Consider the following 25576-nt stretch of genomic DNA (forward strand, 5'->3'; position numbering starts at 1 on the left):
CAGCAAAAAATAGACTAGGTACACTAAATATATTGTTAGCACTCTATGTGGTGGAGTGCTAATTCATAACCTACTATGACAAATGCCTAATATGCAAAGAAATGAAAATACGAGAGGAGATTTTTATTCATGGCTAAGAAGCAATTCAAAGCAGAATCCAAGCGTTTGTTGGAAATGATGATTAACTCGATCTACACGCAGCGCGAAATCTTCCTTAGAGAGCTTATCTCCAACGCAAGCGACGCGATCGACAAAATGTACTATAAGGCCTTGTCCGATGACAGTGTGGTATTCAATAAAGAAGATTACTTCATCAAAGTATCGGTAGATAAAGAGAGTCGTACGTTGACAATAGCCGATACAGGGATCGGGATGACGAAGGAAGAGCTGGAGAACAACCTTGGTATCATCGCGAAGAGCGGTTCCCTTGCCTTTAAGACGGAGAACGAAGCGAAGGACGGCCATAACATTATCGGTCAATTCGGTGTAGGCTTCTATTCCGCATTCATGGTTGCTGATGTCGTAACCGTTATTAGTAAGGCGTTCGGCAGCGATGAGGCGTTTAAATGGGAATCGAAGGGCGTGGACGGATACACGATTACGCCGAGCGAAAAGGATGAGCCGGGTACCGTCATCATTTTGAAAATCAAGCCTAACACGGAGGAAGATCAGTACGACGAATATTTGGAAGAATATCGTCTGAGATCGATCATTAAGAAATATTCGGACTTCATCCGTTATCCGATTAAGATGGACGTGAAGAAGCATCGTCCGAAGGAAGACGATGACAAGGAGCTTGAGGAGTATCAGGAAGAAGAAACGATCAACAGCATGGTTCCAATCTGGCGCAAAAACAAGAACGAACTGACGACAGAGGACTATGAGAATTTTTATAATGAGAAACGCTACGGCTTCGACAAGCCGCTCAAGCACATTCATATCAGCGCAGACGGCGCTGTTGTATATAACGCGATCTTGTACATTCCAGAAAATACACCATTCGACTATTACACGAAGGAGTATGAAAAAGGGCTGGAGCTATACTCAAACGGTGTCTTGATTATGAACAAATGTGCGGAGCTGCTTCCTGACTATTTCAGCTTCGTGAAAGGGATGGTCGACTCCGAAGATTTGTCCTTGAACATCTCGCGCGAAATGCTCCAGCATGATCGTCAATTGAGCTTGATCGCGAAGAACATCAAGAACAAGATCAAGAGCCAGTTGCAATCCTTAATGAAGGACGAAAGAGAGAAGTATGAACAGTTCTTCCAATCGTTCGGCAGACAGTTAAAGTATGGTGTGTACAGCGAGTATGGCATGAACAAGGATGTGCTGCAAGACCTGATCATGTTCTACTCCTCCAAGGAGAAGAAGCTGGTATCGCTTGATGAGTACGTAGCAAGAATGCCAGAAGATCAGAAATACATTTACTACGCAGTTGGCGAATCAATCGAACGCATCGAGAAGCTGCCGCAAACTGAGCTTGTGTTGGATAAGGGCTATGAGATTCTGTACTTCACAGACGACATTGATGAGTTCGCAATTAAGATGCTCATGAAGTACAAGGAGAAAGAATTCAAGAACGTATCGAGCGGCGATCTCGGTATCGAGTCCGATGGCGATGACAAGTCTGCTGACGAACAAGACGAGAACAAGGAACTGTTCGAGGCGATGAAGGACATCTTGAAGGACAAGGTGAAGAGCGTTAAAGCTTCCAAGCGCTTGAAGTCCCATCCAGTATGCCTGTCTGCGGAAGGGGAAGTCTCCATCGAGATGGAAAAAGTGTTGAACGCAATGCCGAACAACCAAGCGGTGAAAGCCGACAAGGTGCTCGAAATCAACGTCAACCATGAGGTATTCCAATCCCTGAAGAACGCTCATGCATCCGATCAAGAGAAGCTGAGTCTGTATACGAACCTGCTGTACAGCCAAGCGCTCTTGATTGAAGGCTTGCCGCTGCAGGATCCGGTAGAATTCACGAACGATATGTGCAAAATTATGGTGTAACGAAGAGGTCTTCTTCGATAACAATGAAACATGATGGATGATAACCCGCTGTCGGCCTTAACGCTGGCAGCGGGTTTTTGCGTTTGTTATTTGCATCTCAGAAGGACGTCGATGGCTTTGAACATGATGCGAACTGCCTTGGCGGTGGATCGCAGTTGATTTAAGCTGCCAATCAGATAGGCATCAAGAGCAGGGTGGTAGAACATAAAGGTTCCGGAATAGCCCCATGCGCCCCACACATTATACTTTGCAGGGAGAAAGAGTGGGACAGTCCGAAAACGGACAATGCCGTAGCCATAGTCCACACCCGGTCTGAACTTCGTCCATACTTGCATCCGCTGGAAGCTGTCCGCGGATATCAGTTTTCCGCCCGTAAGGGCCTTCATAAATGTCAGCAAATTATCGGAGGTCGAAATCAAGGCACCGCCTGCGTACTCCATACTGATGCTTTTGTAATCGGTGATAACGGTCTGATCGGCGTATAAGTCGGCTATGGGGTAAGGATCTTCTTCAGCCGGCATTGAATAAAAAGCCATATGCGTATGATGGAGCTGCAGCGGTTCAAAGAGGTAATGCCGAAACGCCTCATGGAGCGGAGTGGATGTAATGCTTTCAATGAGTAGGCCTAATAAGTGGTATCCGGTGTCCGAATAATGAATTCCCTGACCGGGAGGGAAATGCGACTTTAAATGCTCCTTGGACCATTGGATGACCTCTTGCGGCGTCCATTGGCGCGAAGGCTCCGAGGTGAACAGATCGAGCATTCGTGGGCCTTGCTTAGGTCGATCCTCGAAGTAATCATGTAATCCGGAGGTATGACTGAGCAGATGCTTGATTTGGATTTGATTGGAGTAATCAGTTCCCTTGTAAATATGCAGCTTGTGCATCAGATCAGGGGGAAGGTAACGATGGATAGGGTCTTCGTAGGAGAGCTTGCCTTCTTCTGCGAGCATCGCGATAAGTACTGAGGTAAACAGCTTGCTTATGCTGGCAATATAATAGCGTTGCTGTGGAAGGGCTGACTGGTCTCGTGTCTTGCCTTCCGCAATGTTCAAATGAATGCCCAAGGGCTCGCAATGCACGAGGAAATAGGCATTGTGAAGCTTGCGATTGCGTTGTATAACGCCTCTAAACTGCCGCTCAATTTGTTTCATTGCTTCCTGACGATTCATATTCGTTCCCCTTTCTGCCGCATGCGGGCGGCAGCGATGATATCGGCGGATGTACTGTCCATGACCTCAATGTCGTTGAAGCCTTCCGGCAGCAGGCCATTTGCGGTCATGACGGACAGACCTAACGTGAATATTCGCATTTTAAGCAGGATAGGTATAAGCTCTTCATCTGTGAAATCGGTAAGCTCCGGATCGGTTTTCATTCTGTCGATAAATCCATTCATTTCGTTAGGCTCATGCTGCAAATAGGGGTTCGGTCTCATGACCATATCGCGGAACAGCAGCGGGTATTCGCGAGCGAAGCGGAGAGTGGCAACACCAATGTCGTGGAAAGGCTGTCCCGTATCCTGACTGAGAAGATATTCGTCGCTGAAAGCAAAAATACGCTTTACGACCTCTTGAATGAGCTCTCCGACATCTGTGAAGTTGACATAAATAGGCGCAATTGAGCTTCCCAGATATTCCGCGACCTTGCGGATTGTAATGCTGTAAATTCCTTCTCGCATGGCAATGTTGAAGGCGGCATCAATGATCGTATCCCGCGAAAATTTAGTCTTAGGCGGCATAGCTCGTTCCTCCCCAGTGGGTATCCAATGAAATATCGTCTGATACATATCAATTGATATTTATATATTCAGTATATATGTGGCAGGTGAATTTTCCATTACTCAGAAAAATATGAGATTCCAAAATTAAATATCGTGTAGATGGAACCAACTTCCTTCATAGCCAATCTAACGAAATAGAATAAGCTTATTCAAATCTAGAGGAGGATTATAAATGTGCTAACGGTAGACGAAGTAAGGCTGGCACAGCAGGGAGATTGCGAAGCATTTATTCGGCTTATTACTGGGATGGAGCGCAGTTTATATCGGGTAGCACGTTCCATCTTGAAGCGGGATGAGGATTGCGCCGACGTGATTCAAGAGGCGATATTCAAGGCGTTTCGCGCGATACATACCTTGCGAGAGCCTGCTTACTTCCAGACATGGATGTTTCGTATTTTGATGAATGAATGTCACCAATTAGTCAACAAGCAGAAGCGGGTTGTCGTTATGGCTGATCTTCCAATGAAGTCGGCAACTGCTGCGGATGATGAGCATATCGAGTATTTGGATCTGATCGCGGAGATTGATCGGTTGGAGGATAATCATCGTATCGTTATTTCGCTGCATTATTTTGAGGACATGTCTGTGAAAGATATAGCGGAGCTGCTTGATACGTCGGAAGGAACGATTAAGTCGCGCTTGCATTGGGCCCGTGCAACGTTGGCGAAGGTGATGGACAATCCTTTTGAAAGGAAGGGCGACTATGAAACATGTTGATATGGAGCATGTGCTCAAGCAGGCGGCTGCCAATAAGCCTCGTGAGGTCCCAGGTGTGGTGCGGCAGCAATACGACGCTACCTATGCGAAGCTTCGAGAGCTTGCAGCTAAGAAGGACGCTGTGCCTGATGTTGTAAAGCAGAGTGTAGAGCAGTCCGTTCAAGCACTGCGATCGAATGCTGCAAGCCGAAAAAAGAGACGCATGCGCCAAGTCGCCATCATTACGGCAGCGGTGTCTTTTATCGGCATGGGCATTATCGGCTCTGGATTCGTATCGCCGGTGATGGCGCAGACATTGAAGAAGATTCCGCTTCTGAATACCGTGTTCACGATTGCTGGAGATTTAGGATTGCAGGCAGCGGATGAAAAGGGGCTCGTCGAAAATGTCAATCAAAGCATGACGCTTAACGGAGAAACGCTGAAAGTATCCAAGGTCATCTACGATGGGACGAGATTATCCGTGGGCTTTGTTCAGCCGGCGCCAGGGCGAAAAATTGAACAAGTAAAGCTGGCGATTGACGGAGAACTCGATCATTTTGCGAGCAGTTTACGGGATCGCATCCTGTCGGAAGACGGCAAGACGGTAAACAGTGTCATTAATTTTAGGCCTAACTGGAACCTGCCCGATGAGTTTGAATTGAAGCTGTTTGTGTTCTTGGAGGGAATGGAGCAGGAGCGATTTGAATTCAGCTTTCCTGTGAAAAAAGTCCCTTCGCGAACCATCACATCGGACATGGTAAAAAAGTACGGAGAGACGACGATGAAAGTAGACAAAATCGTGATGTCGGAAGCTTCAACTCAAGTGATATTGAAATATACATATCCACAACACTTCATGAAGGAGGAGTCGTTGATGTACATCGAGTCTCACGTTGCCGTTATAGATGATCGTGGAATTGAGCTTGAACTTGTTAATGGAGGCGGAGGGACGGGGACGCTGATTAATGAGGTTATGCACAGCACGTTGGATTTCAATTTCGCACCGTTTCAACATCTACCGAAATCAATTACGGTAAAGCCATATTTCATAAGAATCTCCAAGAATCCATTGTCTCAGAATAAAACTACGGTTACCGAGATGCCAAGCGAAGATAAGCCACTGATTCTCAGCCAAGGAGCGGCCGGAAGTTTGGAAGTGACGCGCATGAAATGGAAGGGCGACAGATTATTTGTCTATTACAACAAGGTTGGCGACAATCCGTTTGGTAACGGTCGTTATTTACATGTGGAAGACGAGCAAGGGCATTTGCTCAACAAAAAGCAAATTCGGGTGGTCGATCCCGAGAATTATGGCTTTGTCGCGGAATTTGACCAAGTATCGCCCGATCAGAAGCTGACATTCGTGACGGAGGATATTCCACTCGTGGATTATATCAAGGACTTGGAAATGACAATCCCTGTTACGGAATAGGTACACAAAATAGCTGAACGCAAACAGACAATGCGAAGGGAGCAATTTCAAATGAAATCATGGAATAAAGTATGGATGTGCATGGCGGCAGCAGCGCTTGTGCTGACAGCCTTACCGGCAACGGAATCCTATGCGGCGAAGAAGGTCACACAGGCAAGTGAGCAAAAAACGATAAAGCTAAAAGATTTGGGTAAGGAAATCCAAGAGAAAATTAAAAAAGAGGTTCGTGATTTGTCAGGCTTGTCTATCGCTGAGGCCGATGTGATCATGGAAGGATCGAACTTGACGATTACTTTCAAAGACAATTTAGGGAATATGATGATGAGCAAGAACACGAAGGAAATTATATTTTTGAACCTGCGCCTCACCTTCGCTCAATTAGATAAGACCAAGCAGAACAAGATGTTGGGCTTGCTTAATGAATTGAATCATAAACGGAAGTATGCACCGAAACAGGTAGATATACATAAGTCCTCGGGTCAAACCCGTATTTCGATGCTGGGTGAGGATTTTGCCGCGTCCATGACGGATCAGGATCATACCGCTTATATTGACTACGCCTATAAGAACATAGATGCTTCGATACGGAAAAATGCAGAAGCAGCCTTGAAGAAGTTTTCGAATGGCGGAAATCCAGTATTAACGAAAGCTCAACTGCACAAGTTCGTGAACAAAGATCCGAAAATGAAAGAGAATTCCTACGTATGGCGAATTGACGGCGGCAATGAAGAGCAGTGGGTAGGTCTGGAGATCGGTGCTGTTACGGGCAAAATCTATGATGTTCTCTTAAAGAAAATAGATGTTCCTGACAAAGACAAAGCATATGCGGATTTAGACATCAAGAAGGTGAAAGCTGCGGTAGAAGCCAAATCAAAGTCTTTATTCAATATAAGCTTGAGTGGGTACGGGGTGAAGCAGGAGTCGAAATACGGAAATAAATTTTCCTTTACGAAAAAAGGCAGTCCTGCGATAGAAGCAAGAGTGGACTTGAAAGGGAATTGCTTCGGCATCAGTCTGTTACCTGAGAATGGCAAGAGGAACTAATGGAAGCCGGAAAAGCTCCGGATATAGGCTCAAGGTAAAGCGCCGAATAAAATTTTGGGTGAAACTAATTTAGGAAGTTGATATAGGAGGATTTATTCATGAAACGATGGAACGTATTTCTTTTATCCGTAACCGCGGCGGCGCTGTTTATGGCCTCTATTCCGGCACCGACATCCGCTGCGGCAGCAGCGGCCAACTCCAAACAACAAGGCGAGCCGGGATTCACACAGACCGTTAAGGATTTGGACAAGGAGTTGGTGGAGAAGGCGAAGGAAGCTTTGAAGCCGTTCGTAAATGGAGAAATCGATTTTGAGGGCGTTCGGTATTCGTATAAAATCGATGGGAAAAAAGAGCCTACTCTTTATTCGAAAGCCTATCGAACCGTAACGTATCCCGTAAAGGGAGAGGAGAAAATATTTGCTGCCGAGGTTACGATCAAAGCACAAACCGGCGAAATCTATCAAATCAGACTCGATCCTCAACTCTCTTCCTTGGACGAGGGCATCCGGACAAAGATCAAGGCAGCCATCACAGAAACAGAGAAGAGTCTCTCGTATGACGATATTACAAAATTGAACATTCATGGAGCAAGCGGCGAAATCAGTACGTTAGGTCCTTACCATCTTGCCATCGACGCGAAAAGCGGCAAAGTGCAGATGGCAATTTATAATGTGCCGAAGTCTAAGGTTGATCAGAGGGCTGTCCAAGCTGCTCAACAGGCAGCAGGAGCATTAACCGGCGGAAAGAAGATAGCGTTCGATTCCGTCCAACGCTTTGTAGGGGAAGGGGCTGACCTTTATTTATTCACTCAAAATAACGAGCAGTCAATAAACGTAAGGGTTGAGGCGGAAACGAGTAAGGTACAGAATATTTCTTTGGGGGCAGAAAGACCAGTTTATAGCTCCAGGGAAGAGTTGAAGAAGAAGTTCGCCAAGCCAAAGTATACTGCTGCGGAAGCCATAAAAACAATGAATCCGATGATTAAGAAAATATTCGGCATCGACGTGACAGGATACCAAGTAAAGGTAGAGGATAACAACTATACGTTTTTGAAAGAGGGCAGTCCAAGCATTTTGGCAGCTATAAATGAAAAAGGAAAGGTCTTCGTACTAAACAGAGAACTTGTTGCGAAATCAGAGGCTTTAGGCGCTCTTTCAGCAGAATAAATCAGAGAGCTGGTTGCTCTCTGATTTTTTTACATCTGATCAGAGTCTCTTCCGACGAGATTATGCGAACCCTACACCAGTTGCAGCTCCTTGCTGTGAATATCCACGTACCGCGCAATATATTCCTGAAAGGAGAATTTCTCGTCTCCCAGCGAATAGATACGGGCACCCGGCTGCAGAAATTTTAGGTTCAAATGCTTGATGACGCTTGGATAAATAGGATGAATCAAATCAATAAAATCGACATCATAAAAGGCGTTCGCAATTTCGAGCGGGGAAATTCCGATTCTCTGCAAAATGTTCATCGCTAAGTAACGGATAATATGGTATCGAGGATGGCAGACCGTGCAAAACAGATGCTCCTTCTGATAATGCTGCTCGATGAAATTCGCAAGCGGAATATCGATGCCGATCTCCCGTTGGCGGAGGTTGTTCATGAAGTCAGTATGGATTATGTGCAATTGCTGGGCTGAATAAAATTGCTCATCAGACAGCAGCGCGACGATTCGTTCTTTGCTTTCTCCTTTCTTTAACAATCGGATAACATTCTGATCCTCGTATCCGTAAAGGGTATCCTTGTTATCGAAAGTAAATTGCGGGTAATAGGTCTTAAAGTAGGCATTGCCTATGCTGATTTTTACGCATCGCTCTGGGAGCTTGCTTAACAAATACTCGCTGGACAAATACGGACCATAAGCGTCGCTCGTTCTCATGTAAATGAACAGATCGCATTCGCCCAGAAGATCATCGCCTACGCCAATTTCTTGATTGCAACCTTGAATAGGAAGTATCTCAAGCAGTTTATAACTATAACGGAATGTGTGTGAAGACATCAAATACCTGCGTATCGGAAACACGTGGCAATTCCCGAATACAATACATTTTTTCATCGACTGAACCCCCTTTGTCTTGCCTATGCAGGCAGAATGTCAATCCATGCTTGCGGTTCGTATTCGGGATCAAGCTACAGGAGATAGTGATCTACGGGATTAAGAGGAAAATGATTGAAAGGGAGTTGGTATGTCTCTTGCCCCAATGAACCGCCCCATTTGATTTCGTAGTATCGCTGATATAAGGGATAGGTAACTTGATGGAGGTGGGATAGGAGCGGATCAGACTTCACCGTTGACGCCCCGGTATTATGATGAGTCACTTGAAGCCCAGTATGAATGATCGGGTAGCCTGACAATACTACTCTCCGATACCAATCTTGATCGGAAAAGTACATCGGCAGCAGCGTATCCCACGGGCCGGCAGTCTTTATCGCCTCCATCTGAAAAGCAGCGAGTGTATCCAGATTCGTGAAGGCAATTCCCCATTTGTAACCTACTTGCTGCCAAGCTGCAATTGTCGATAATAATGCTTCTGGAACCCCTTTAAGTGCTTCTGCATCAGAATGCATATACAGCACGGCATCGCAGTTCCTCTCTGCGCCCCATTTCTGCAGCATATTTTGGGATTGGCTATGTGAAAAAGGGATAGGAGGCTCATAAATAGACACGATGGAAGAAAGGGAGGTTTCCCGGCGGAGATCGCGGCTGCTGGAGTTGTCGATAACGACTGTATGCGGCCAACAAGGCTGAATGCTCGCAAGTGCCTGAACTAATAAATCGAGCCGGTTGACATAAAAAATGCCAAGAATATAATTCATCTGAAAGTCCCTCCACAAAGCTCCGACACATAGCGGATTGGATGATCTTATGTTTGTATATATAATGCAGAACAATTGCCGTTGGTCAGGGACAAAATGTCCCTATTTGCAAAAAAATATACAGTATAAAGACGGATTATTCAGATGGAGAGCAGCACAATAATATGCTTACTTCATGCTTTCAAGTGTATGATCCCTGTGGTATGCTGTGATTTACAACAAGGCTGCTTACATGATGTCGAGAAGATAATGTCATACTGCCAGGGAGGAAGCATGGTCAGACTGAAAGATATTGCAGAGAAGGTCGGCGTATCGATTTCGACCGTATCACGAGTCATCAATCACGATGACAGTAGGAGAATCAGTGAAGAGACGAAGCAGAAAATATGGCAAGCCGCCAAATCACTCAATTATCATGCGACATCCACAGCCAATTCCAAAGCGCGTACCCGCACGCGGAACCACTCAACTCCAGTGTCCACTCATGCGATTGGCTGCATCCTTTCACTTCCCGACAACAAGTACAATCATCCTTACTTTTCTCCAATCATACAAGGAATAGAGGCTAAGCTGCTCGAGGCAGGAGCTTCACTTGCATTTTTGCATACCCAGGCCGAACTAAAAAGCCCCGTACTATTTGAATCTTTACTCCAGTCTTATCAGCTTAGCGGAATCATTTGTGTGGAAGGAATGAAACCTGCGCTATATAAGTGGCTAAAGGAAAGAGTGCCCAATATTGTAGGTATCGACGTAGCGGATCCTACCGTACCGGTCATTTCCTATGACCGAATGAATGCGGCGAGAGTTGCGGTTGGTCACCTTATTCAGAATGGTCACCGTAAAATCGGATTTATTGGCGGAAAGGGACTTCTCGGTCAACTGGAGCGGGAGAAGAGGTATCGTGGGTATCGAATTGCTCTGGAGGAAGCAGGCTGTGAGCTGAATCCAAATTGGGTCGTCGATGCAGAATGGGATGCGGATCGCAGCTATGATGGAATGAAGCAACTGGTCAAGCTTGAGGATCGCCCCACAGCAATGTTCTGTGCGAGTGATATGATGGCGATTGCAGCGATGCGCGCAGTGGCGGAGGAAGGCATGTCTATTCCCAGCGACATCGCATTTATCGGCGTAGATGATATCGAATTTGCAAAATATAGCTCCCCGCCGTTGTCGTCCATTCATATTCCGAAGTATGAAATGGGGTACGCAGCAGCGAAGGCGCTGTTGGATGGGCTTACCGCTCCTTATCCAACACCGTTTCGCATGCTGCTTCCCTTTGAACTGGTTGTGCGCGAGTCAACGAATAGTCAAGGAGCATCCTAGCTTGAAATGCTCCTTACCGTTGTGGAGAGGTTTCGCTTGCTTTCTCAACCTCACTCATTTGAATGGATGATTTGTTCAAGAAGCTTAGGGTACCAATCGTGAATCGAGTCAAATTTGAATCCGTGCTTGGCTGCCTTGCTTGTGTCCATTCCCCAATCGTCTGGTATACCGAAGGGAGAACGGTGTGCATCATCAAGGGCTGCATCCTGCTCGGAATCAGAGGTATCCACGATAACTGCCTGCTTGGCGACTTTTTCTTCAATGAGCCTGATGATCTCGCTAATGGACAAGGCACCGTCCGAGCAGGCATTGACCGGCCCCTCGAAATGCTGGTTCTTTAGCCAGAATAGGAAGCGGGCAGCTTCGTCTGAGGTGATGAAGCTTATGCTGGCCTGCGGATTCGGAAGTCCAATCGGCTGACCTCGCTGAATATGCTCGATATGGAAATGGAGCCGCTTCGTATAGTCATCCATACCGAGCACAATGGGAAATCGAACGGCGCATACGGGGAAGGAGGCGTTCTGGAACAGAACAGCCTCGGCAAGTCTTTTGCCTTCTCCATATGCAATGTCTTTAGGTACATCCGCTGGAATTGCGTATGTATAAGGGGAAAATGCTCCTTCTGTATATTTTTCAGTTTGGCCGAAGGGATAGACGGATAAGGTAGACGTAAAAATATATCGCTTGACCTTGCCTACGAATATCTCGCAAGCTTGGAATGCCTCCTGCGGATGATAGCAGATATTATCGTATACGACATCCCACTCGGTATCGGCAACGGCTGCGCGCAATTGCTCCGGATCGGTTCGGTCAAGCTGAAGCCGCTTCACTTGGTCGCCAAATGAATCGACCGTATGTCCTCGTGTAGCTACGGTCACATCAGCTCCTTCTTGAATAAGCAAGTGAACAAGCTTTTTTCCGAAGAAGCGAGTTCCGCCTAAAACCAACACTTTACTCATGCCAAACTCCTCCCTTATTGTTTCATAAGGTGACAGGGGGGCTCGAAGTCTAGAATGACTTGGAGTATTCCCTCTTTTGTCATATAGAAAAGAAACCGTTCTTTAGTAAAAGGAAGTGCGACCCACCAAATACGAAAAGATCAGTTTCTTTGTACATTCAATATAACATGTATTTACTTTATATTCCAACGGACTTGGAAGCAGACATTTGCAGCACAATGAAGAAAAAAGGTCGAGTTCGGGTTCAAATATAACCCCCCTAACTCCACCTTTTCTGAAGGTAACGTTTGTTTCACAGGTAGTACAATTTAGTAAAACTACATAGGTGATCTACTATTTTACTTTGAGAAAGAAAACTGACAATGGTTGGAGGAGTTATTCGTCCTCAACTGTAACCTTTACACTTGCAAATTTTTTCGCCTTAGGCAGCCATACACTAATCCTCGTTGTGCCTGGCCCGACCGCTCTATATTCCAGTACAGAGCCATCGATGCTTACATCATCAACAACGGAGGTGTCGTACTCATGATCGATTTCTCCATTCTCCCGCTCCAAATTAATCTGATCGTCAGGATGGCGGCTATTGCCGCAATAGAAGATGGTTGAACCCCAGTCGTCCACCTTCAGTCTGCGAGGTTCAGTATCCTTGCCGAAGTTAGATGCTTTGCATTCTTTTGCCGGGATGGCCCCAACTGTTGGCGTGTTGAAAGTTAGTACGAATGATGTGCTTAGCATGGCAATCACAGAGAAAGCCAGTAATGTCTTCTTCAAATCGTTTTCCCTCCTCGAAATTGTGTGCTTCGTATTCTCAAACAAATCTTATAGTATTTACCATTTTTGTGTTAGTGGAGAGTTATGACTGTTTCAGGTGGTAATTTTACTTATAGTGTAAACAGCAGCGAGAAAGATCCTAAACAATCGCGCGTTAACGCGCATGGTTGAGCAACGTTGAATTTGCCCCAAATTTATTTAAATTTGGCTTTTCGAAATTTTATCCAAAATCTTATTGACGGTATAAAGTTGCGCATAATATAATGACGACAAGTCTATAAGTGTAATAATTACCAATTGGGATATAGTTTTGATTCCTATCCAAACTTCAAATTTCACCCCAAATATCTTTGTTATTTGTGCAAAGTGATAACCGCCCAAATTCCAATACACCTTGGGCAAACCTCATTACTATTTCCGCAAGCCCAAGAATCCACAACAGGTTAAAAAATAAGCAAGAGAGCATCCGCCCATCAATTATTGCTGTATGACATGAATAGCGTCTTACAAATTCACCTCATTCATAATCAAGCCGACAGAAAGCATAACGATTCGATTCGTGCTTTATTTGCTTGTATTTCGTTTCCCTTATATGAGTCTATGTTAGCAGTGAAGAAAGAGTTTCGTTTCGGCATCGCGTATTGTAAGCGCTTTATTATAGAAGGCGATGTGCTGCTGCAAGCGGCCGCTTATGGACAAAGCTTGCAAGCGTAATCGAGAGGAGAATGAGGAAATGAAGACAGAGAAGCAAGTTCGAATTGGCATGATTGGTGCACGAGGGAGAGGGACTATCGCAAAATATTGGCATCAGCCGGACGGGAGATCCATTGTAGTGGGGGCAGCTGATATTTATCCAGAGCGCCTTCAGGAATTCAAGGATGATGTTAACCCGGAAGCGTTCGTCACGACAGACTATCGGGAACTCCTTGCACGCGAAGATATCGATGCGATCGCGGTGACCTCGCCTGATTTCTGTCATGAGGAGCATGCGGTAGCTGCGCTGAGGGCTGGCAAGCATGTATTTTGCGAGAAGCCGCTGGCGATTACGGTGGAAGGCTGCGACAACATTTTGAACGCATGGAAGGAATCCGGCAAGCATCTGATGGTCGGCTTCAATATGCGCTACATGAATATGTACCGCACGATGAAGGAAATTGTGGATTCTGGTGTAATTGGCGAGATCAAGGCCGTATGGGTAAGACATTTTGTAGGCTGGGGCGGGTATTTCTATTTCCACGATTGGCATGCGAACTCCAAGAACAGTACTGGATTGCTGCTCCAGAAGGGATCGCATGATATCGATATCATTCATTGGATTACAGGGAGCTATGCGACGAAAGTGAGCGCATTTGGCAGCTTGGACTTTTATGGCGGGGATAAGCCGAATGATTTAACCTGTCCAACCTGTGACGAGCGGACTACGTGTACGGAAGCGAGTCCAGGGAGACTGATCGAATGCGCATACCGTGAAGAGGTGAATGTAGAGGACAACAACATGGTCATTATGGAGCTGGAAGGCGGGATTAAGGCCTCCTACTTACAATGCCACTTTACACCTGATTATCAGCGGAACTATACCTTTATCGGCACGGAAGGCCGGATGGAAAATAACGAGATGGAAGACAAAGTATACGTATGGACGCGCAAATCCAATACAGAGCGCGAGCTTGCAGACCGCGTGTATCAGATTAAGGAGGCGAAGGGATCGCATGGCGGAGCGGATCCAAATATTTGCAAGGACTTCGTCGATATGATTCTGGATGGCAAGGAGCCGATAGCAACTCCTCTTTCGGGCCGTATGAGCGTGGCTGTAGGTTGTGCGGCAACCCAATCCATTCGCCAAGGCGGCGGTGTTGTCTCTGTCTCGCCAGTACCGAATTTGGACGCTGCCGCCATACTATCGGAGGGCTAATCCATGAAGCAGCCGGATAGCTTGAACTTGGACGATGCACCGAGGAGGAAGAGGCGATGAAGGCAACAAATCTTGCAATGCAGCGTTCCGGTGAGCTTGCACTTGGACGCAACAGCAGAATGGAGCGAATCCGCAAGGGAATGGTGAAAAATTGGCAGCTGTATCTGCTCCTGCTTCCGGTCGTGCTGTACTATATCATCTTTCACTACTTGCCGATGTATGGCATTCAGATTGCCTTCAAGGACTTCATGGCGAATAAGGGGATATGGGACAGCCCGTGGGTGGGCATCAAGCATTTCGAACGCTTCTTCAACAGCTTCTACTTCGAACGCTTGCTGACGAACACGGTGCTCATCAGTCTGTATTCCTTGGCGATAAGCTTCCCAGTCCCGATCCTGCTTGCGCTGATGCTGAACGAAGTGAAGGCCGAGCGGTTCAAGAAAATCGTACAGACCATCACATACGCCCCACACTTCTTGTCGGTTGTCGTCGTTGTGGGTATGCTGTTTATTTTTCTGAATCCGAGCACAGGCATTATCAATCATCTGATTGTGGCGATGGGCGGCGAGCCGATCACCTTTATGACCTCACCGGGCTGGTTCAAAACGCTGTATGTGCTGTCCGATGTATGGCAGACGATGGGGTGGAGCTCCATTATCTACTTGGCTGCGCTTTCCGGTGTCGACCACCAGCTGCATGAAGCAGCTACCATTGATGGTGCAACGCGTATACAGCGCATCTGGCATATTAATCTGCCTACGATAGCGCCGACAATTATCATTCTGCTCATTTTGAATCTGGGCAGCATCATGTCAGTCGGCTTCGAGAAAGTATTTCTCATGCAAAATTCACTCAATATGAGCAGCTCAGATATCATCTCCACCTATGTGTATCGCACCGGTATTCTGGACGCGCAGTACAGCTTCTCTGCTGCCGTTGGATTGTTCAATTCCGTTGTCAATTTTGCGCTCTTGATTCTTGTGAACTACATTGCGCGGCGTGTCAACGAGACGAGCCTATGGTAAAGGGGGACAGATGATGATTGACCGTTCGTTTGGCGACCGCCTATTTAACCTAATCAATTACACGCTGCTTACTTTGCTTACTCTCATCGTTTTATACCCGCTCGTATTCGTATTGAGTGCTTCTATCAGCAATCCGGAACACGTGCTGCGCGGAGATATGTGGCTCATTCCGAAGGGCTTCAACCTTGATGCCTATGCGAAAATTTTTCAAAACAAGGACATTCTGCTCGGCTACAGCAACACCGTTCTATATACGGTTATCGGAACGGCGCTTAATGTCGTGATGACCATATGTGCCGCATATCCATTATCTCGCCGTGATCTGGCGGGGCGGGGACTAGTAACCGGGCTTATCGTATTCACGATGTTCTTTGGGGGCGGATTGATTCCTACTTATTTATTGATTAAAAACTTGAACATGCTCGATACGCTGTGGGTCATGATTATCCCGAATGCCGTATCCGTGTGGAATATCATCATTATGCGCACGTTCTTCCAGCAGTCGATTCCCGGTGAGCTTCAGGAATCCGCGATGATTGATGGATGCACCCACATTCAAACGCTGCTTCGTATCGTACTGCCGCTGTCCATGCCGATTATTGCTGTTATGGTGCTTTTCTATGCAGTAGGTCATTGGAACTCGTACTTCAATGCCTTGATTTACTTGGCGACGAAGGAGAAATTCCCCTTGCAGCTTATCCTGCGTGAAATTTTGATTCAAAGCGATTCCGGCGAGTTCGTGAAGCTGACTTCTGAATCAGCGGTACGGATGAAGATGAGCGTGGAAGGGTTAAAGTACGCTGTGCTCGTCGTAGCGAATTTGCCAATGTTGATGTTGTATCCGTTCTTGCAGCGATACTTCGTAAAGGGCATCATGATTGGCGCATTGAAGGGGTAGCTCGCACTGGCGCTGCCATCGATATTCTAATATTGAATAATCAAGGGGGACATGTGATGCGTTCAAGAAAATGGTTCACATTGACGCTTAGTGTGGTGCTAAGCTTTTCATTGCTCGTAACGGCGTGCGGCGGAGGCGGCGGTGGTGCAGCGAACGAAGGCAATCGCGATGAGCGTGTGGCGCTGATGAACAAGGAAGGCATGCCGATCGCGAAGGACAAAATGACGATGACGGCCTTTGCCGGAAAGTTCTTCGCTTCTGCCGACTGGAGCAAGCTGATGCTCTGGCAGGAATACGAGAAAATGAGCAACATCCATATCGAGTGGGAGACAGTGCAGGTCGACAGTCTGAAGGAGAAGCGTAACATTAAGCTGGCGGGCGGCGATTATCCGGAGATGTTTTTCGCCTCTGCACTGCCGAAGACGGATTTAATCAAATACGGTAGCCAAGGAACATTTCTAAGACTGAACGACCTCATTGATCAATATGCGCCGAACTTCAAGAGGATAGTGGAGCAGTACCCGATTGTGAAAAAGGGGATTACAATGCCGGATGGCAGCATTTACGGCTTCCCAACGATATTCGATCCGGAGTTCAAATCGCTGTTTTATGGCACCCCGTGGGTGAAACAAGAATGGCTCGATAACGTAGGGATGAAGGCGCCAACGAATCTGGATGAATTGGTTCAGGTGTTGAAAGCGTTTAAGGAAAAGGATCCGAACAAGAACGGCAAGCAGGATGAGATTCCGTGGGGATCTCGGGGCGTCAGCATTATGATCAACGTTTTGCGCGGTCCCTTCGGCTTGAGCAAGAATGGGATAGCCAACCCGAATGTAGATCTCGATCCGGCGACGGGCAAGCTTCGCTTTGTTCAGTCAACTGATGAATATAAGCAATTGATGCAATATGTCGCTAAGCTGTACAAGGATGGACTGCTGGATAAGGAAACCTTCACGATGAAGGATACGGACATTACGTCGAAAGCGAGCGCCGGCTTATATGGATTCTTGGACGGTGTTGATCCGAAGGCCGTGTACAATCAGGACGGCTATGTGGGGATGCCGGTCATTCAAGGGGTGAACGGGGAGAAGCTGCTGACGAATATCGGTTCGCCGCTCGGCAACCTCGGCATGTTCGTCTTGACGGACAAAGCGAAGAATCCAGAAGCCGCAATACGCTGGATTGATCATTTCTATGGCGATGAAGGCGCGAAGATGTTCTTCATGGGCTTTGAAGGCGTTACTTATCAGGTGAACGACAAGGGTGACTATGAATATTTAGATGCGATTAAGAACAACAAGGATGGTTTGAATCTGGATCAAGCCATCAGCCAATACCTAACGTGGCCGGGCGGCTACTATCCGGGCATCGTGAAGCAGAAGTTCTTCAAGGGTGCAGAGGGCTATCCTTCTTCTATAAAAAATGCGCAGGATGCAGAGCCATTCTCGGTGAAAATGGAGGATGTGTGGCCATCCTTCAACTTCACGCCAGAGGAACAGGAAGAATTGACGACGATCCAGACGGACATTCAGACATATATCGACGAGATGCGCGACAAGTTCGCCTCTGGAGCAGCAGGCTCCGATCAGTGGGATGCGTACGTGAAGCAGTTGGAGCAAATGAACGTGAAGCGTTACTTGGAAATTTATGAAGCTGCTTATGAGCGTTATAAGGGCGGAAAATAACTATAATCGATAATGTGGCTCGCAGTGTACACTTGGAAAAGTGCTGCATTGCGGGTCACTTTTTTATGCATGAAAGGGCTTAGAAAAAATATTGACACCGTTTTCATAAGCCATTACTATGAAATTTCGGATAATGGGGTCACTCGATTTCGAATGAAACGCATGAAAGGTATTGAGCAATGACGATCTAGCAAGTGTCTCAGCCACACCATATTCCAGGGACGTTCGCCATTTTGCAATACGAAAAACCCGCTGGATTAAGATGGCGGGCTTTTCGTATTTTGATGTTTTGGCCGTGATTATCGGTTGCTGTGCTTAGGAACGCTTATTTCCTTTCGAGCTGTGTGCATCTATCGTGTTGAGGAAATCCTTCGTAGTCCGAACCACATACTTAACCTCATCAATTGATCTTTCCATGAGCGTAATTCTATGTAGATCAAGAAGCATTCGTTTATCCTCGATGCCGTCCGCGACGTTGAGCTTCTGAAAGTCAAACAGTTCACTAGGTACAATATCCAGCGCGTGCATAAGGGATTCCAATGTCTTCAGAGTTACATTGACTTTACCGGATTCAATATCGGATATGCGTGACTTGCCCATGCCTTCTTTCCCGGTTCTTTCGGCAACTTGCTCCTGACTTAATCCCTTTGCGATTCGAATCATCCTTAGCTGTTCGCCAACAAGCTTAAGCAAATCTGACATGATGGTCACCTCAGTTAGAGGTTAGTGAATCACAGAAGAAAATGAGATATCACTATAACATAACAATAAAATAAATGTTATACTATAATGGAACTAGTATATGGAAATTTAGATGTATAGTGGATAATTGCAGTTAGTTTAGTAATCGAGGTGGAGGAAGAATCATGTCGGATTGGGTAACGGATACCTTGCATCAACGATTGGAACTTCTAAGAACACAAGTCGATAGACTGCCGGATATTATACAGCTGCAGAATAAGCTAGATGAATTGGAAAGCGCGATACAGCGCAAGCTGGAACGCAATGGCCGAAGATTGCTCAAGGAGTGGATAGAGGTGCAGAACGAGATTGCTTCCATGCAAATGGGATGGATTTATGCAAAGGGCGTACAGGATGGCCTAAAGATGCTCATCTTTTTGCACAAGTCAGAAGAGGAGTTGACCAAGAGCGATAGCTAGAACACGAACTAGCATAAAGATTGCCATGAGGCCCAACGGTTTTAACTGTTGGGCCTATTTAATTTGCAGGCATGCAAAGCAAATGTTGACGATGAGAATCATTATCATTATGATGGTTAGAAGAGCTGTGCAAGCTCACCGATTTCTTCTATATAAATAGGAGGCAGCATGAAAACGATTAAGCAAGTAAATCAGGCTGGCAGCCGTATCACCTGGAGTGAAGCAACATACAGGCTTCGCGGGGCTGAATATTACAAGCAGATCCAGGGCTATCAATCTGCCCAGCAATGGACAAGCACGCATCTGCTTTTCATTACGACTCAGGGGCATGGAACCCTGCAGCTCGATAACCGGGAGTATTCCTTGTCCCGCGATTGTGCGTATTGGTTCGTTCCCGAGCATACATTTGGCCTGCGGTCTGACGCAGAAGATGGAATAGAGGCCTATCTCTTTTATTTTGATATGTATAAAGAAGTAGAGGGGGAAGCGCAGCTTCAGCCCCTTCGACGTGAGGAGGAGCTGGAGCAGCACGAGAGTATTGCAGTATCCTCCGTAGGGGAGCTTGCCCTGCATTGTGATGCGGTCGTTCGCATGCATGGCAGTGTGCATGCACAGGAGCGATTCCGCGCCCAATTCGCCTTTCAGGAGCTTCTGTATACGCTATTGAACCATACGCCGCTGGCGATGAGCGAGCAAAGCAGCCCAGCAATTGAACGCGCGAAGGCTTACATGGATCTTCATTACAACGACAGCCTGTCGATCGAGCAGCTCGGTGCTATTGCAGGTGTAAGTCCCAAATACTTTGTCGATCTGTTCAAAAAGACGTATGGCATGAGCTCCCATGATTATTTGACAGAGCTGCGGATGAACAAGGCGAAGGAATTTCTCAACCGATCCGGCGTGAAGCTGCGCGATATTGCGCATCAGGTCGGCTATCAGGATGAATTCTATTTCAGCCGCAAGTTCAAGCAAGTGGTTGGAGTCTCGCCTTCGGTATATATGAGAAGCCGCAAAAGGAAAATTGCAGCGTACGGAACGGGCGTTGCAGGCTATCTCCTTGCACTCAATATCATTCCGTATGCCGCACCGCTGCACCCGAAATGGACGAAATACTATTATGATCAATATCGCTATGACATTCCGGTTCATCTCAGTGCATACCGTGTGAACGAACATTGGGCTGCCAACATTGAAAAGCTTCAAGAAGTGTCGCCGGATATCATCGTGACAATGGACGATCTGATTAGGGAAGAGCAGGAGCAGCTCGAGCAGATGGGCAACATTTGCTCGATTCCTAGCGCAATGAATTGGCGCGATCAATTGAAGCATACGGCGAAGCTGCTGGGGGAGGACAGTGATGCTGAAAATTGGTTGAAACGGTACGACCGCAGAGTGAATTGGATAAGGGAACAGCTTCCGTTGCGTGTGAGGAATGAGTCGCTTCTCTTCGTCAGAATTCTGAGGCAGCAAATTTTCGCATATTGCAATCGCGGAATTGCCGAGGTCATGTTCGGCAGCTTGCAGTTGAAGCCCGCATTCCAATGGAAGGAGCCTATATATAACGTAGAAATGTCATTGGAGCAGCTCGCCCAAATCAATCCGGATCGCCTGCTCGTCAATGTCTGCCAAGAGAGTGAAACATTGGCCTCGTGGCAGCAGCTTCAAGAGAGCTGGCGATGGCAGCAGCTGGAGGCTGTTCGCCATCAGCGCATGCACATGATACATACGGATCCATGGGTAGAGTATTCACCTATTGCAATGGAACGTATGATGGAAACCATGCTCGAGCTTTTATCCGGAAAATGTCCATAACAATTCAGGAAATTATCCATTGGAGATTTGAGACAAACGTTCTATCATTTAATAGTGATAATCATTATCAATTGATAGAATTCGAAGGGAGTTCAGAAATAAATGAACAAATGGATGGCTAAGGGGTTATTATTGCTTTCACTTTCACTAGCTTTGACAGCGTGCGGTGCTGGTGGCGGCAAGACGCAAGAGGGAGCTGACACAAAGAGCGGCTCTGCTGCGGAAACGACTGCACCAGCGTCTAACACGGAAAATAAAGATAAAGAGGCTGCACCGTCCGGAGAAACAAGAACGATTACATATTTGGATCAGACATATACAGTTCCTGCTAAAAAGGATTTGCGCATTGTGATTTCAGGTTCTATGGAATCCATGGAAGATGCAGTTGTGCTTGACGCGAAGCCAGTTGGCGCAATCAGTGTGAGCGGTCAGTTCCCAGACTTGTTCAAGAAAGCGACAACGGAAGCGGTATCGGTTGGAGAGAAGATGGAGCCAGACTACGAAGGCATCTTAAAGCTGAAGCCTGACATTATCCTTGCTTCTACGAAATTCAAACCAGAGGCTATCGAGAAGTTCAAAAAAATTACGACTACAGTTCCGGTATCCCACGTTTCGACGAATTGGGAAGCTAATTTAAAGCTTTTGGCGGAATTGACAGGCAAGGAAAAAGAAGCGGAAGAAGCTTTGAACAAGTATAAAGCCGATCTGGATGCGGCTAAGGCGAAGCTTGGCGATAAACTGAAGGATAAGAAGGTTTTGGCCGTTCGCGTACGTAAGGGAGATCTGGCGATTTACCCTGAGGGCGTATTCTTTAATGCTTCCCTTTATAAAGATTTGGGCTTTACCGCTCCAGCAGAAGTGAAAGCAGCGAAAGCGCAAGAATTGATTTCGCTTGAGAAATTCTCGGAAATCAATCCTGACTATCTGTTCGTTCAGTTTTCTCCAGATGAGAATAAGGACACACCGAAAGCACTGGAAGAATTGGAGAACAATCCGATCTGGAAGAGCATTAATGCGGTTAAGAATGGGAAAGTGTTCGTCAATGTTGTAGATCCGCTTGCGCAAGGCGGTACGGCGCTTAGCAAATTCTTGTTCCTTGAAGCAGCAGTAGATAAGCTGTCCCAATAATTCGGCTGTTCAAATAATAAACAACAGGTTGGTACGATATGCATAATAAGAAGGCATTGGCGATTGCAATTATGATCTTGTCACCAATTGCCATGGTGGCGGTCATCGTATTATCCGTGCTATATGGAGCTAAGAACATTGATGCGAATACCGTATGGAATGCCGTATTCCATTTCAATCCGGACAATGTAGATCATCAAATTATTATGCACTCGCGCATGCCAAGGGTAATAGGAGCGCTCTTGATCGGAGCGTTTCTAGCCATATCAGGGGCCATGATGCAGGGGATGACAAGAAACTATCTTGCATCCCCTTCTATTATGGGGGTATCTGATGGTTCGGCCTTCGTCATTACGTTGTGCACGATTTTGGTTCCTTCTGCATCATCCATTGAAATGATTTTCTTTTCGTTATTAGGTTCATTGTTTGGCGTCGCCGTCGTGTGGGGGTTGGCCTCCACGATTCCAGGAGGGTTGTCACCAGTGAAGATGGCGATTGTCGGAACGGTTATTGGAACGCTGCTCAGCAGCATTTCATCTGCGATTGCAGTTTATTTTCAAATTTCACAAAACATCAGCTTCTGGTATAATGCAAGGCTTCATCAATTGGATCCCCAATTAATTAAGCTTGTTATTCCATTTGCCATTGTTGGATTTATTTTAGCGATGTCCGTCACCAGATCAATTACGACACTTTCGCTCGGCGAGGATGTTGCGGCTGGCTTAGGGCAGAAGACATTTTTCGTGAAGCTGCTTGCAACCGCTTCAGTCGTCATTTTGACCGGTATTTCGGTAGCGCTGGCAGGTAAAATTGGCTTTGTTGGCTTAATTGTTCCCCATATTGCACGCATGCTGGTTGGACTCGATTACCGATGGACGGTGCCTTGTGCAGGCTTGCTGGGGGCATTGTTCCTTGGCCTCGCTGATGTGCTCAGCAGATTCATCAACTATCCATTCGAAACTCCGGTTGGTGTAGTGACAGCCTTAATCGGTGTTCCATTCTTCCTCTATCTCATTCGCAAAAAAGGAGGGGGAGAACGTGCATAGAGATTCATTGCTTCGTTGGTGGATTGTATTTGGCGTAGGAATTGCTATGTTCTTAACCGCTGTCTATGTTAGCACGACGAACGGTGTCTTTGACATGACTGTGAAAGAGGTCGTCGATACGCTACTGCGTATTAACCCGCAGCCGGATCATGATCTTGTCATTTTCGAGTTCAGATTGCCGCGCATTGTGCTGTCTGCTATAGTGGGCCTCGGCTTGGGCACAGCAGGCGCTGTCATACAAGGCATTACGCGAAACGGCCTTGCTGATCCAGGCATTTTGGGCATAAACTCCGGTGCCGGTGCAGCAGTCGTACTATTTATGTTTTTCTTCCAAGGGAAAATCGTCGGCACAGATTGGTTTGCTGTGATGGCGATGCCTTTGTTCGGACTTATCGGTGGACTGCTGGCAGCCATCTTTATTTTTGCATTTTCATGGCATCGAGGCAGATTGGATCCGCAGCGCTTGATTCTTGTCGGTATTGCGGTAGCATCAGGTCTCGGCGCTTTGTCCATGTACATTTCGTTGAAGATGAACCCGCAGGACTTTGAGATGGCAACGGTGTGGATGTCAGGAAGTGTGTGGAATGCAAACTGGCATTACGTTGTAGCCGCATTGCCATGGCTTATCATTTGCGTCCCTTTCATCTGGTTTAAGTCACGGAAATTAGACTTGCTGCAATTCGAGCGCGACAGTGCGATGAGTCTTGGCGTGGCGGTCAATCGGGAGACGAATGTGCTGTTGATAGCCAGCATTGGTCTTGTCAGTGCTTGTGTATCCGTATCCGGCAGCATTGGCTTTGTCGGCTTGATTGCACCGCATATAGCGCGGAAGCTGGTCGGTGTGAGCCATCATCGTATGCTGCCCGTTTGCGGGATTATCGGGATGGTTATCGTTGTGGTTTCGGACTATATCGGCAGAACGATTTTTGCGCCGATTTCACTACCGGCAGGTATCGTTGTTGCGCTGCTCGGCGTTCCGTATTTTATTTATTTGCTGTATCGAGCTCCGAAATAGCTCAATGCTAGAAAGGCATAATATTGGCCTCGACAGAGTCATCGGAATTCATTCCGCATCAATAGGGGAGGAACCAGCATGAAAATAGCAGAACAACCGATTACGCTGCCGCGTTCTACGGTATATAATATGGTGTCTACGCATACGAACCGAGACTACCGAATTAGTGTCAGTGTTCCCGAGGGCGAAGCTCCTTCGGAGGGATACCCGGTTCTGTATGTGCTCGATGGCAACGCGTTATTTCCTCTTTGCGCGGAGTCGGCACGCGTGTTGAAGGGGCGAGGCATTCGCGGCTTCGGTCCGCTGCTTGTTGTGGGGATTGGTTATTTGACGGAAGGGGACTTTCCTGCGGATCGCTTCTATGAACTAACGCCTCCAACGGATCGCGCATCCTTGCCGCCAAGACCGGGCGGGGAGGAATGGCCGCCTACAGGCGGCGGCGACAACTTCCTTCGCTATATAGAGGAGGAACTGAAGCCGAAAATAGAAGAGGCTTATCCGATAGATCGATCCAAGCAAGCGCTATTCGGTCATTCGCTTGGGGGCTTGTTCACGCTGAATACGATGTTCACGAAGCCTGACCTGTTCCAGACTTATATTGCGGGCAGCCCCTCCATCTGGTGGAGCAATCGCTGCGTGTTGGAGGCGGAGAAGACCTTTACGTCGATCCGTGCTGTGGAGTCTGATCCATCCCCTGTGCGGCTGCTCATGACCGTCGGGGAAGAGGAGGCCTCGCATCCGAACCGGATGTTACATAATGCGGAAGAGATGCACCAGCGCTTGAAGAAGCTGGAGGAGAACGGCTTATCCGTTGATTTTCACGTTTTTCCCGGTGAAGGACATTTATCGGTATTACCCGGCTTGATTGGTAGAGCGGTTCGATTTGCGCTTCATAAATAAGGTTGATCTAGCAGTCTGCTCATAGAGCAGGCTGTTTTGTTCTAACATTGGCTTTGGAAAACAGTAGTATTTGGACTAACTGCGACACACTGTCCTATATGACATTTATCATGTCCTCCAACTGACGTTTGTGACTACTGCGTGCTTGTCGGATTCTTTATACTTA

General features: G+C 46.9%; 23 protein-coding genes. 16 read left to right on the forward strand and 7 right to left on the reverse strand.

From position 1 onward, the window contains the following. Nucleotides 1–129 precede the first annotated feature (129 nt). The gene (htpG, locus tag ACQ5BJ_RS23255; RefSeq protein ID WP_005542941.1) at nucleotides 130–2007 is read left to right on the forward strand and encodes a molecular chaperone HtpG; all 1878 of its coding nucleotides are present in this window, start codon (nucleotides 130–132) and stop codon (nucleotides 2005–2007) included. An 86-nt stretch (nucleotides 2008–2093) separates the two neighbouring features. Here the strand turns inward: htpG and ACQ5BJ_RS23260 are convergent, their stop codons facing one another. Together ACQ5BJ_RS23260 and ACQ5BJ_RS23265 are read right to left on the reverse strand one after the other, a co-directional pair. Continuing rightward, nucleotides 2094–3179, reverse strand: a complete 1086-nt coding sequence (locus ACQ5BJ_RS23260) for a serine hydrolase domain-containing protein (protein ID WP_005542939.1) — start codon at nucleotides 3177–3179, stop codon at nucleotides 2094–2096. Beyond that, entirely contained in the window at nucleotides 3176–3745 is a 570-nt protein-coding gene (locus tag ACQ5BJ_RS23265; RefSeq protein WP_268599331.1) for a TetR/AcrR family transcriptional regulator, read from the reverse strand. The genes ACQ5BJ_RS23260 and ACQ5BJ_RS23265 overlap by 4 nt, the downstream gene beginning before the upstream one ends. Before the next feature lie 216 nt (nucleotides 3746–3961). Here ACQ5BJ_RS23265 and ACQ5BJ_RS23270 point away from each other — a divergent pair, with 216 nt between their 5' ends. The 4 genes from ACQ5BJ_RS23270 (at nucleotide 3962) to ACQ5BJ_RS23285 (ending at nucleotide 8125) form a co-directional block, all read left to right on the forward strand. Then, on the forward strand, nucleotides 3962–4504 hold the full coding sequence (locus tag ACQ5BJ_RS23270; protein WP_430112588.1) for a sigma-70 family RNA polymerase sigma factor: 543 nt from the start codon (nucleotides 3962–3964) through the stop codon (nucleotides 4502–4504). Beyond that, a complete protein-coding gene (locus ACQ5BJ_RS23275; RefSeq protein WP_268599330.1) occupies nucleotides 4491–5915 on the forward strand; it encodes a DUF4179 domain-containing protein in 1425 nt (474 codons plus the stop codon). Before ACQ5BJ_RS23270 ends, ACQ5BJ_RS23275 begins: the two co-directional genes overlap by 14 nt. Nucleotides 5916–5966: 51 nt before the next feature. Next, entirely contained in the window at nucleotides 5967–6959 is a 993-nt protein-coding gene (locus ACQ5BJ_RS23280; RefSeq protein WP_268599329.1) for a hypothetical protein, read from the forward strand. Nucleotides 6960–7057: 98 nt separating this feature from the next. Further along, nucleotides 7058–8125, forward strand: coding sequence for a hypothetical protein (locus ACQ5BJ_RS23285; protein ID WP_268599328.1), 1068 nt, complete (start codon nucleotides 7058–7060; stop codon nucleotides 8123–8125). A 71-nt stretch (nucleotides 8126–8196) separates the two neighbouring features. On the opposite strand, the gene ACQ5BJ_RS23290 is transcribed toward ACQ5BJ_RS23285, so the two are convergent. Both ACQ5BJ_RS23290 and ACQ5BJ_RS23295 read right to left on the reverse strand, forming a co-directional pair. Further along, a complete protein-coding gene (locus tag ACQ5BJ_RS23290; RefSeq protein WP_430112591.1) occupies nucleotides 8197–9015 on the reverse strand; it encodes a WcbI family polysaccharide biosynthesis putative acetyltransferase in 819 nt (272 codons plus the stop codon). Nucleotides 9016–9089: 74 nt separating this feature from the next. Then, nucleotides 9090–9776, reverse strand: a complete 687-nt coding sequence (locus ACQ5BJ_RS23295) for a glycosyltransferase family 2 protein (protein WP_005542925.1) — start codon at nucleotides 9774–9776, stop codon at nucleotides 9090–9092. Between the two features lie 273 nt (nucleotides 9777–10049). On the opposite strand from ACQ5BJ_RS23295, the gene ACQ5BJ_RS23300 reads away from it, so the two are divergent. Further along, a complete protein-coding gene (locus ACQ5BJ_RS23300) occupies nucleotides 10050–11099 on the forward strand; it encodes a LacI family DNA-binding transcriptional regulator (protein WP_005542922.1) in 1050 nt (349 codons plus the stop codon). Between the two features lie 50 nt (nucleotides 11100–11149). Here ACQ5BJ_RS23300 and ACQ5BJ_RS23305 read toward each other — a convergent pair whose 3' ends face one another. After that, entirely contained in the window at nucleotides 11150–12058 is a 909-nt protein-coding gene (locus tag ACQ5BJ_RS23305) for an NAD-dependent epimerase/dehydratase family protein (RefSeq protein ID WP_367668622.1), read from the reverse strand. Between the two features lie 375 nt (nucleotides 12059–12433). Next, nucleotides 12434–12829: a hypothetical protein gene (locus ACQ5BJ_RS23310; RefSeq protein WP_005542919.1), complete on the reverse strand. Its 396-nt coding sequence runs from the start codon at nucleotides 12827–12829 to the stop codon at nucleotides 12434–12436. Between the two features lie 733 nt (nucleotides 12830–13562). On the opposite strand from ACQ5BJ_RS23310, the gene ACQ5BJ_RS23315 reads away from it, so the two are divergent. From ACQ5BJ_RS23315 to ACQ5BJ_RS23330, 4 genes are all read left to right on the forward strand, one after another. Beyond that, a complete protein-coding gene (locus ACQ5BJ_RS23315) occupies nucleotides 13563–14741 on the forward strand; it encodes a Gfo/Idh/MocA family protein (protein WP_268620073.1) in 1179 nt (392 codons plus the stop codon). A gap of 119 nt (nucleotides 14742–14860) precedes the next feature. Beyond that, nucleotides 14861–15766, forward strand: a complete 906-nt coding sequence (locus ACQ5BJ_RS23320; RefSeq protein ID WP_430112690.1) for an ABC transporter permease — start codon at nucleotides 14861–14863, stop codon at nucleotides 15764–15766. Between the two features lie 13 nt (nucleotides 15767–15779). Next, complete coding sequence (locus ACQ5BJ_RS23325) at nucleotides 15780–16664, forward strand: carbohydrate ABC transporter permease (RefSeq protein ID WP_430112692.1); 885 nt, start codon at nucleotides 15780–15782, stop codon at nucleotides 16662–16664. A 56-nt stretch (nucleotides 16665–16720) separates the two neighbouring features. Then, a complete protein-coding gene (locus ACQ5BJ_RS23330; protein WP_430112595.1) occupies nucleotides 16721–18349 on the forward strand; it encodes an extracellular solute-binding protein in 1629 nt (542 codons plus the stop codon). Nucleotides 18350–18664: 315 nt separating this feature from the next. Here ACQ5BJ_RS23330 and ACQ5BJ_RS23335 read toward each other — a convergent pair whose 3' ends face one another. Beyond that, nucleotides 18665–19051, reverse strand: a complete 387-nt coding sequence (locus ACQ5BJ_RS23335; protein WP_163976814.1) for a helix-turn-helix domain-containing protein — start codon at nucleotides 19049–19051, stop codon at nucleotides 18665–18667. Nucleotides 19052–19215: 164 nt separating this feature from the next. Here ACQ5BJ_RS23335 and ACQ5BJ_RS23340 point away from each other — a divergent pair, with 164 nt between their 5' ends. From ACQ5BJ_RS23340 to ACQ5BJ_RS23365, 6 genes are all read left to right on the forward strand, one after another. Next, nucleotides 19216–19509, forward strand: coding sequence for a hypothetical protein (locus ACQ5BJ_RS23340; protein ID WP_005542909.1), 294 nt, complete (start codon nucleotides 19216–19218; stop codon nucleotides 19507–19509). Nucleotides 19510–19677: 168 nt separating this feature from the next. Next, nucleotides 19678–21321: an AraC family transcriptional regulator gene (locus ACQ5BJ_RS23345; RefSeq protein ID WP_430112597.1), complete on the forward strand. Its 1644-nt coding sequence runs from the start codon at nucleotides 19678–19680 to the stop codon at nucleotides 21319–21321. A 102-nt stretch (nucleotides 21322–21423) separates the two neighbouring features. Continuing rightward, nucleotides 21424–22449, forward strand: a complete 1026-nt coding sequence (locus ACQ5BJ_RS23350) for an ABC transporter substrate-binding protein (protein ID WP_262866351.1) — start codon at nucleotides 21424–21426, stop codon at nucleotides 22447–22449. A 38-nt stretch (nucleotides 22450–22487) separates the two neighbouring features. Continuing rightward, nucleotides 22488–23495, forward strand: a complete 1008-nt coding sequence (locus tag ACQ5BJ_RS23355; protein ID WP_005542905.1) for a FecCD family ABC transporter permease — start codon at nucleotides 22488–22490, stop codon at nucleotides 23493–23495. A gap of 46 nt (nucleotides 23496–23541) precedes the next feature. Further along, a complete protein-coding gene (locus ACQ5BJ_RS23360) occupies nucleotides 23542–24510 on the forward strand; it encodes a FecCD family ABC transporter permease (protein ID WP_157266613.1) in 969 nt (322 codons plus the stop codon). Between the two features lie 78 nt (nucleotides 24511–24588). Then, complete coding sequence (locus tag ACQ5BJ_RS23365) at nucleotides 24589–25410, forward strand: alpha/beta hydrolase (RefSeq protein WP_005542902.1); 822 nt, start codon at nucleotides 24589–24591, stop codon at nucleotides 25408–25410. Nucleotides 25411–25576 lie beyond the last annotated feature (166 nt).

The organism is Paenibacillus sp. B1-35, from assembly GCF_050474385.1.
GTDB lineage: Bacteria > Bacillota > Bacilli > Paenibacillales > Paenibacillaceae > Paenibacillus_B > Paenibacillus_B alvei.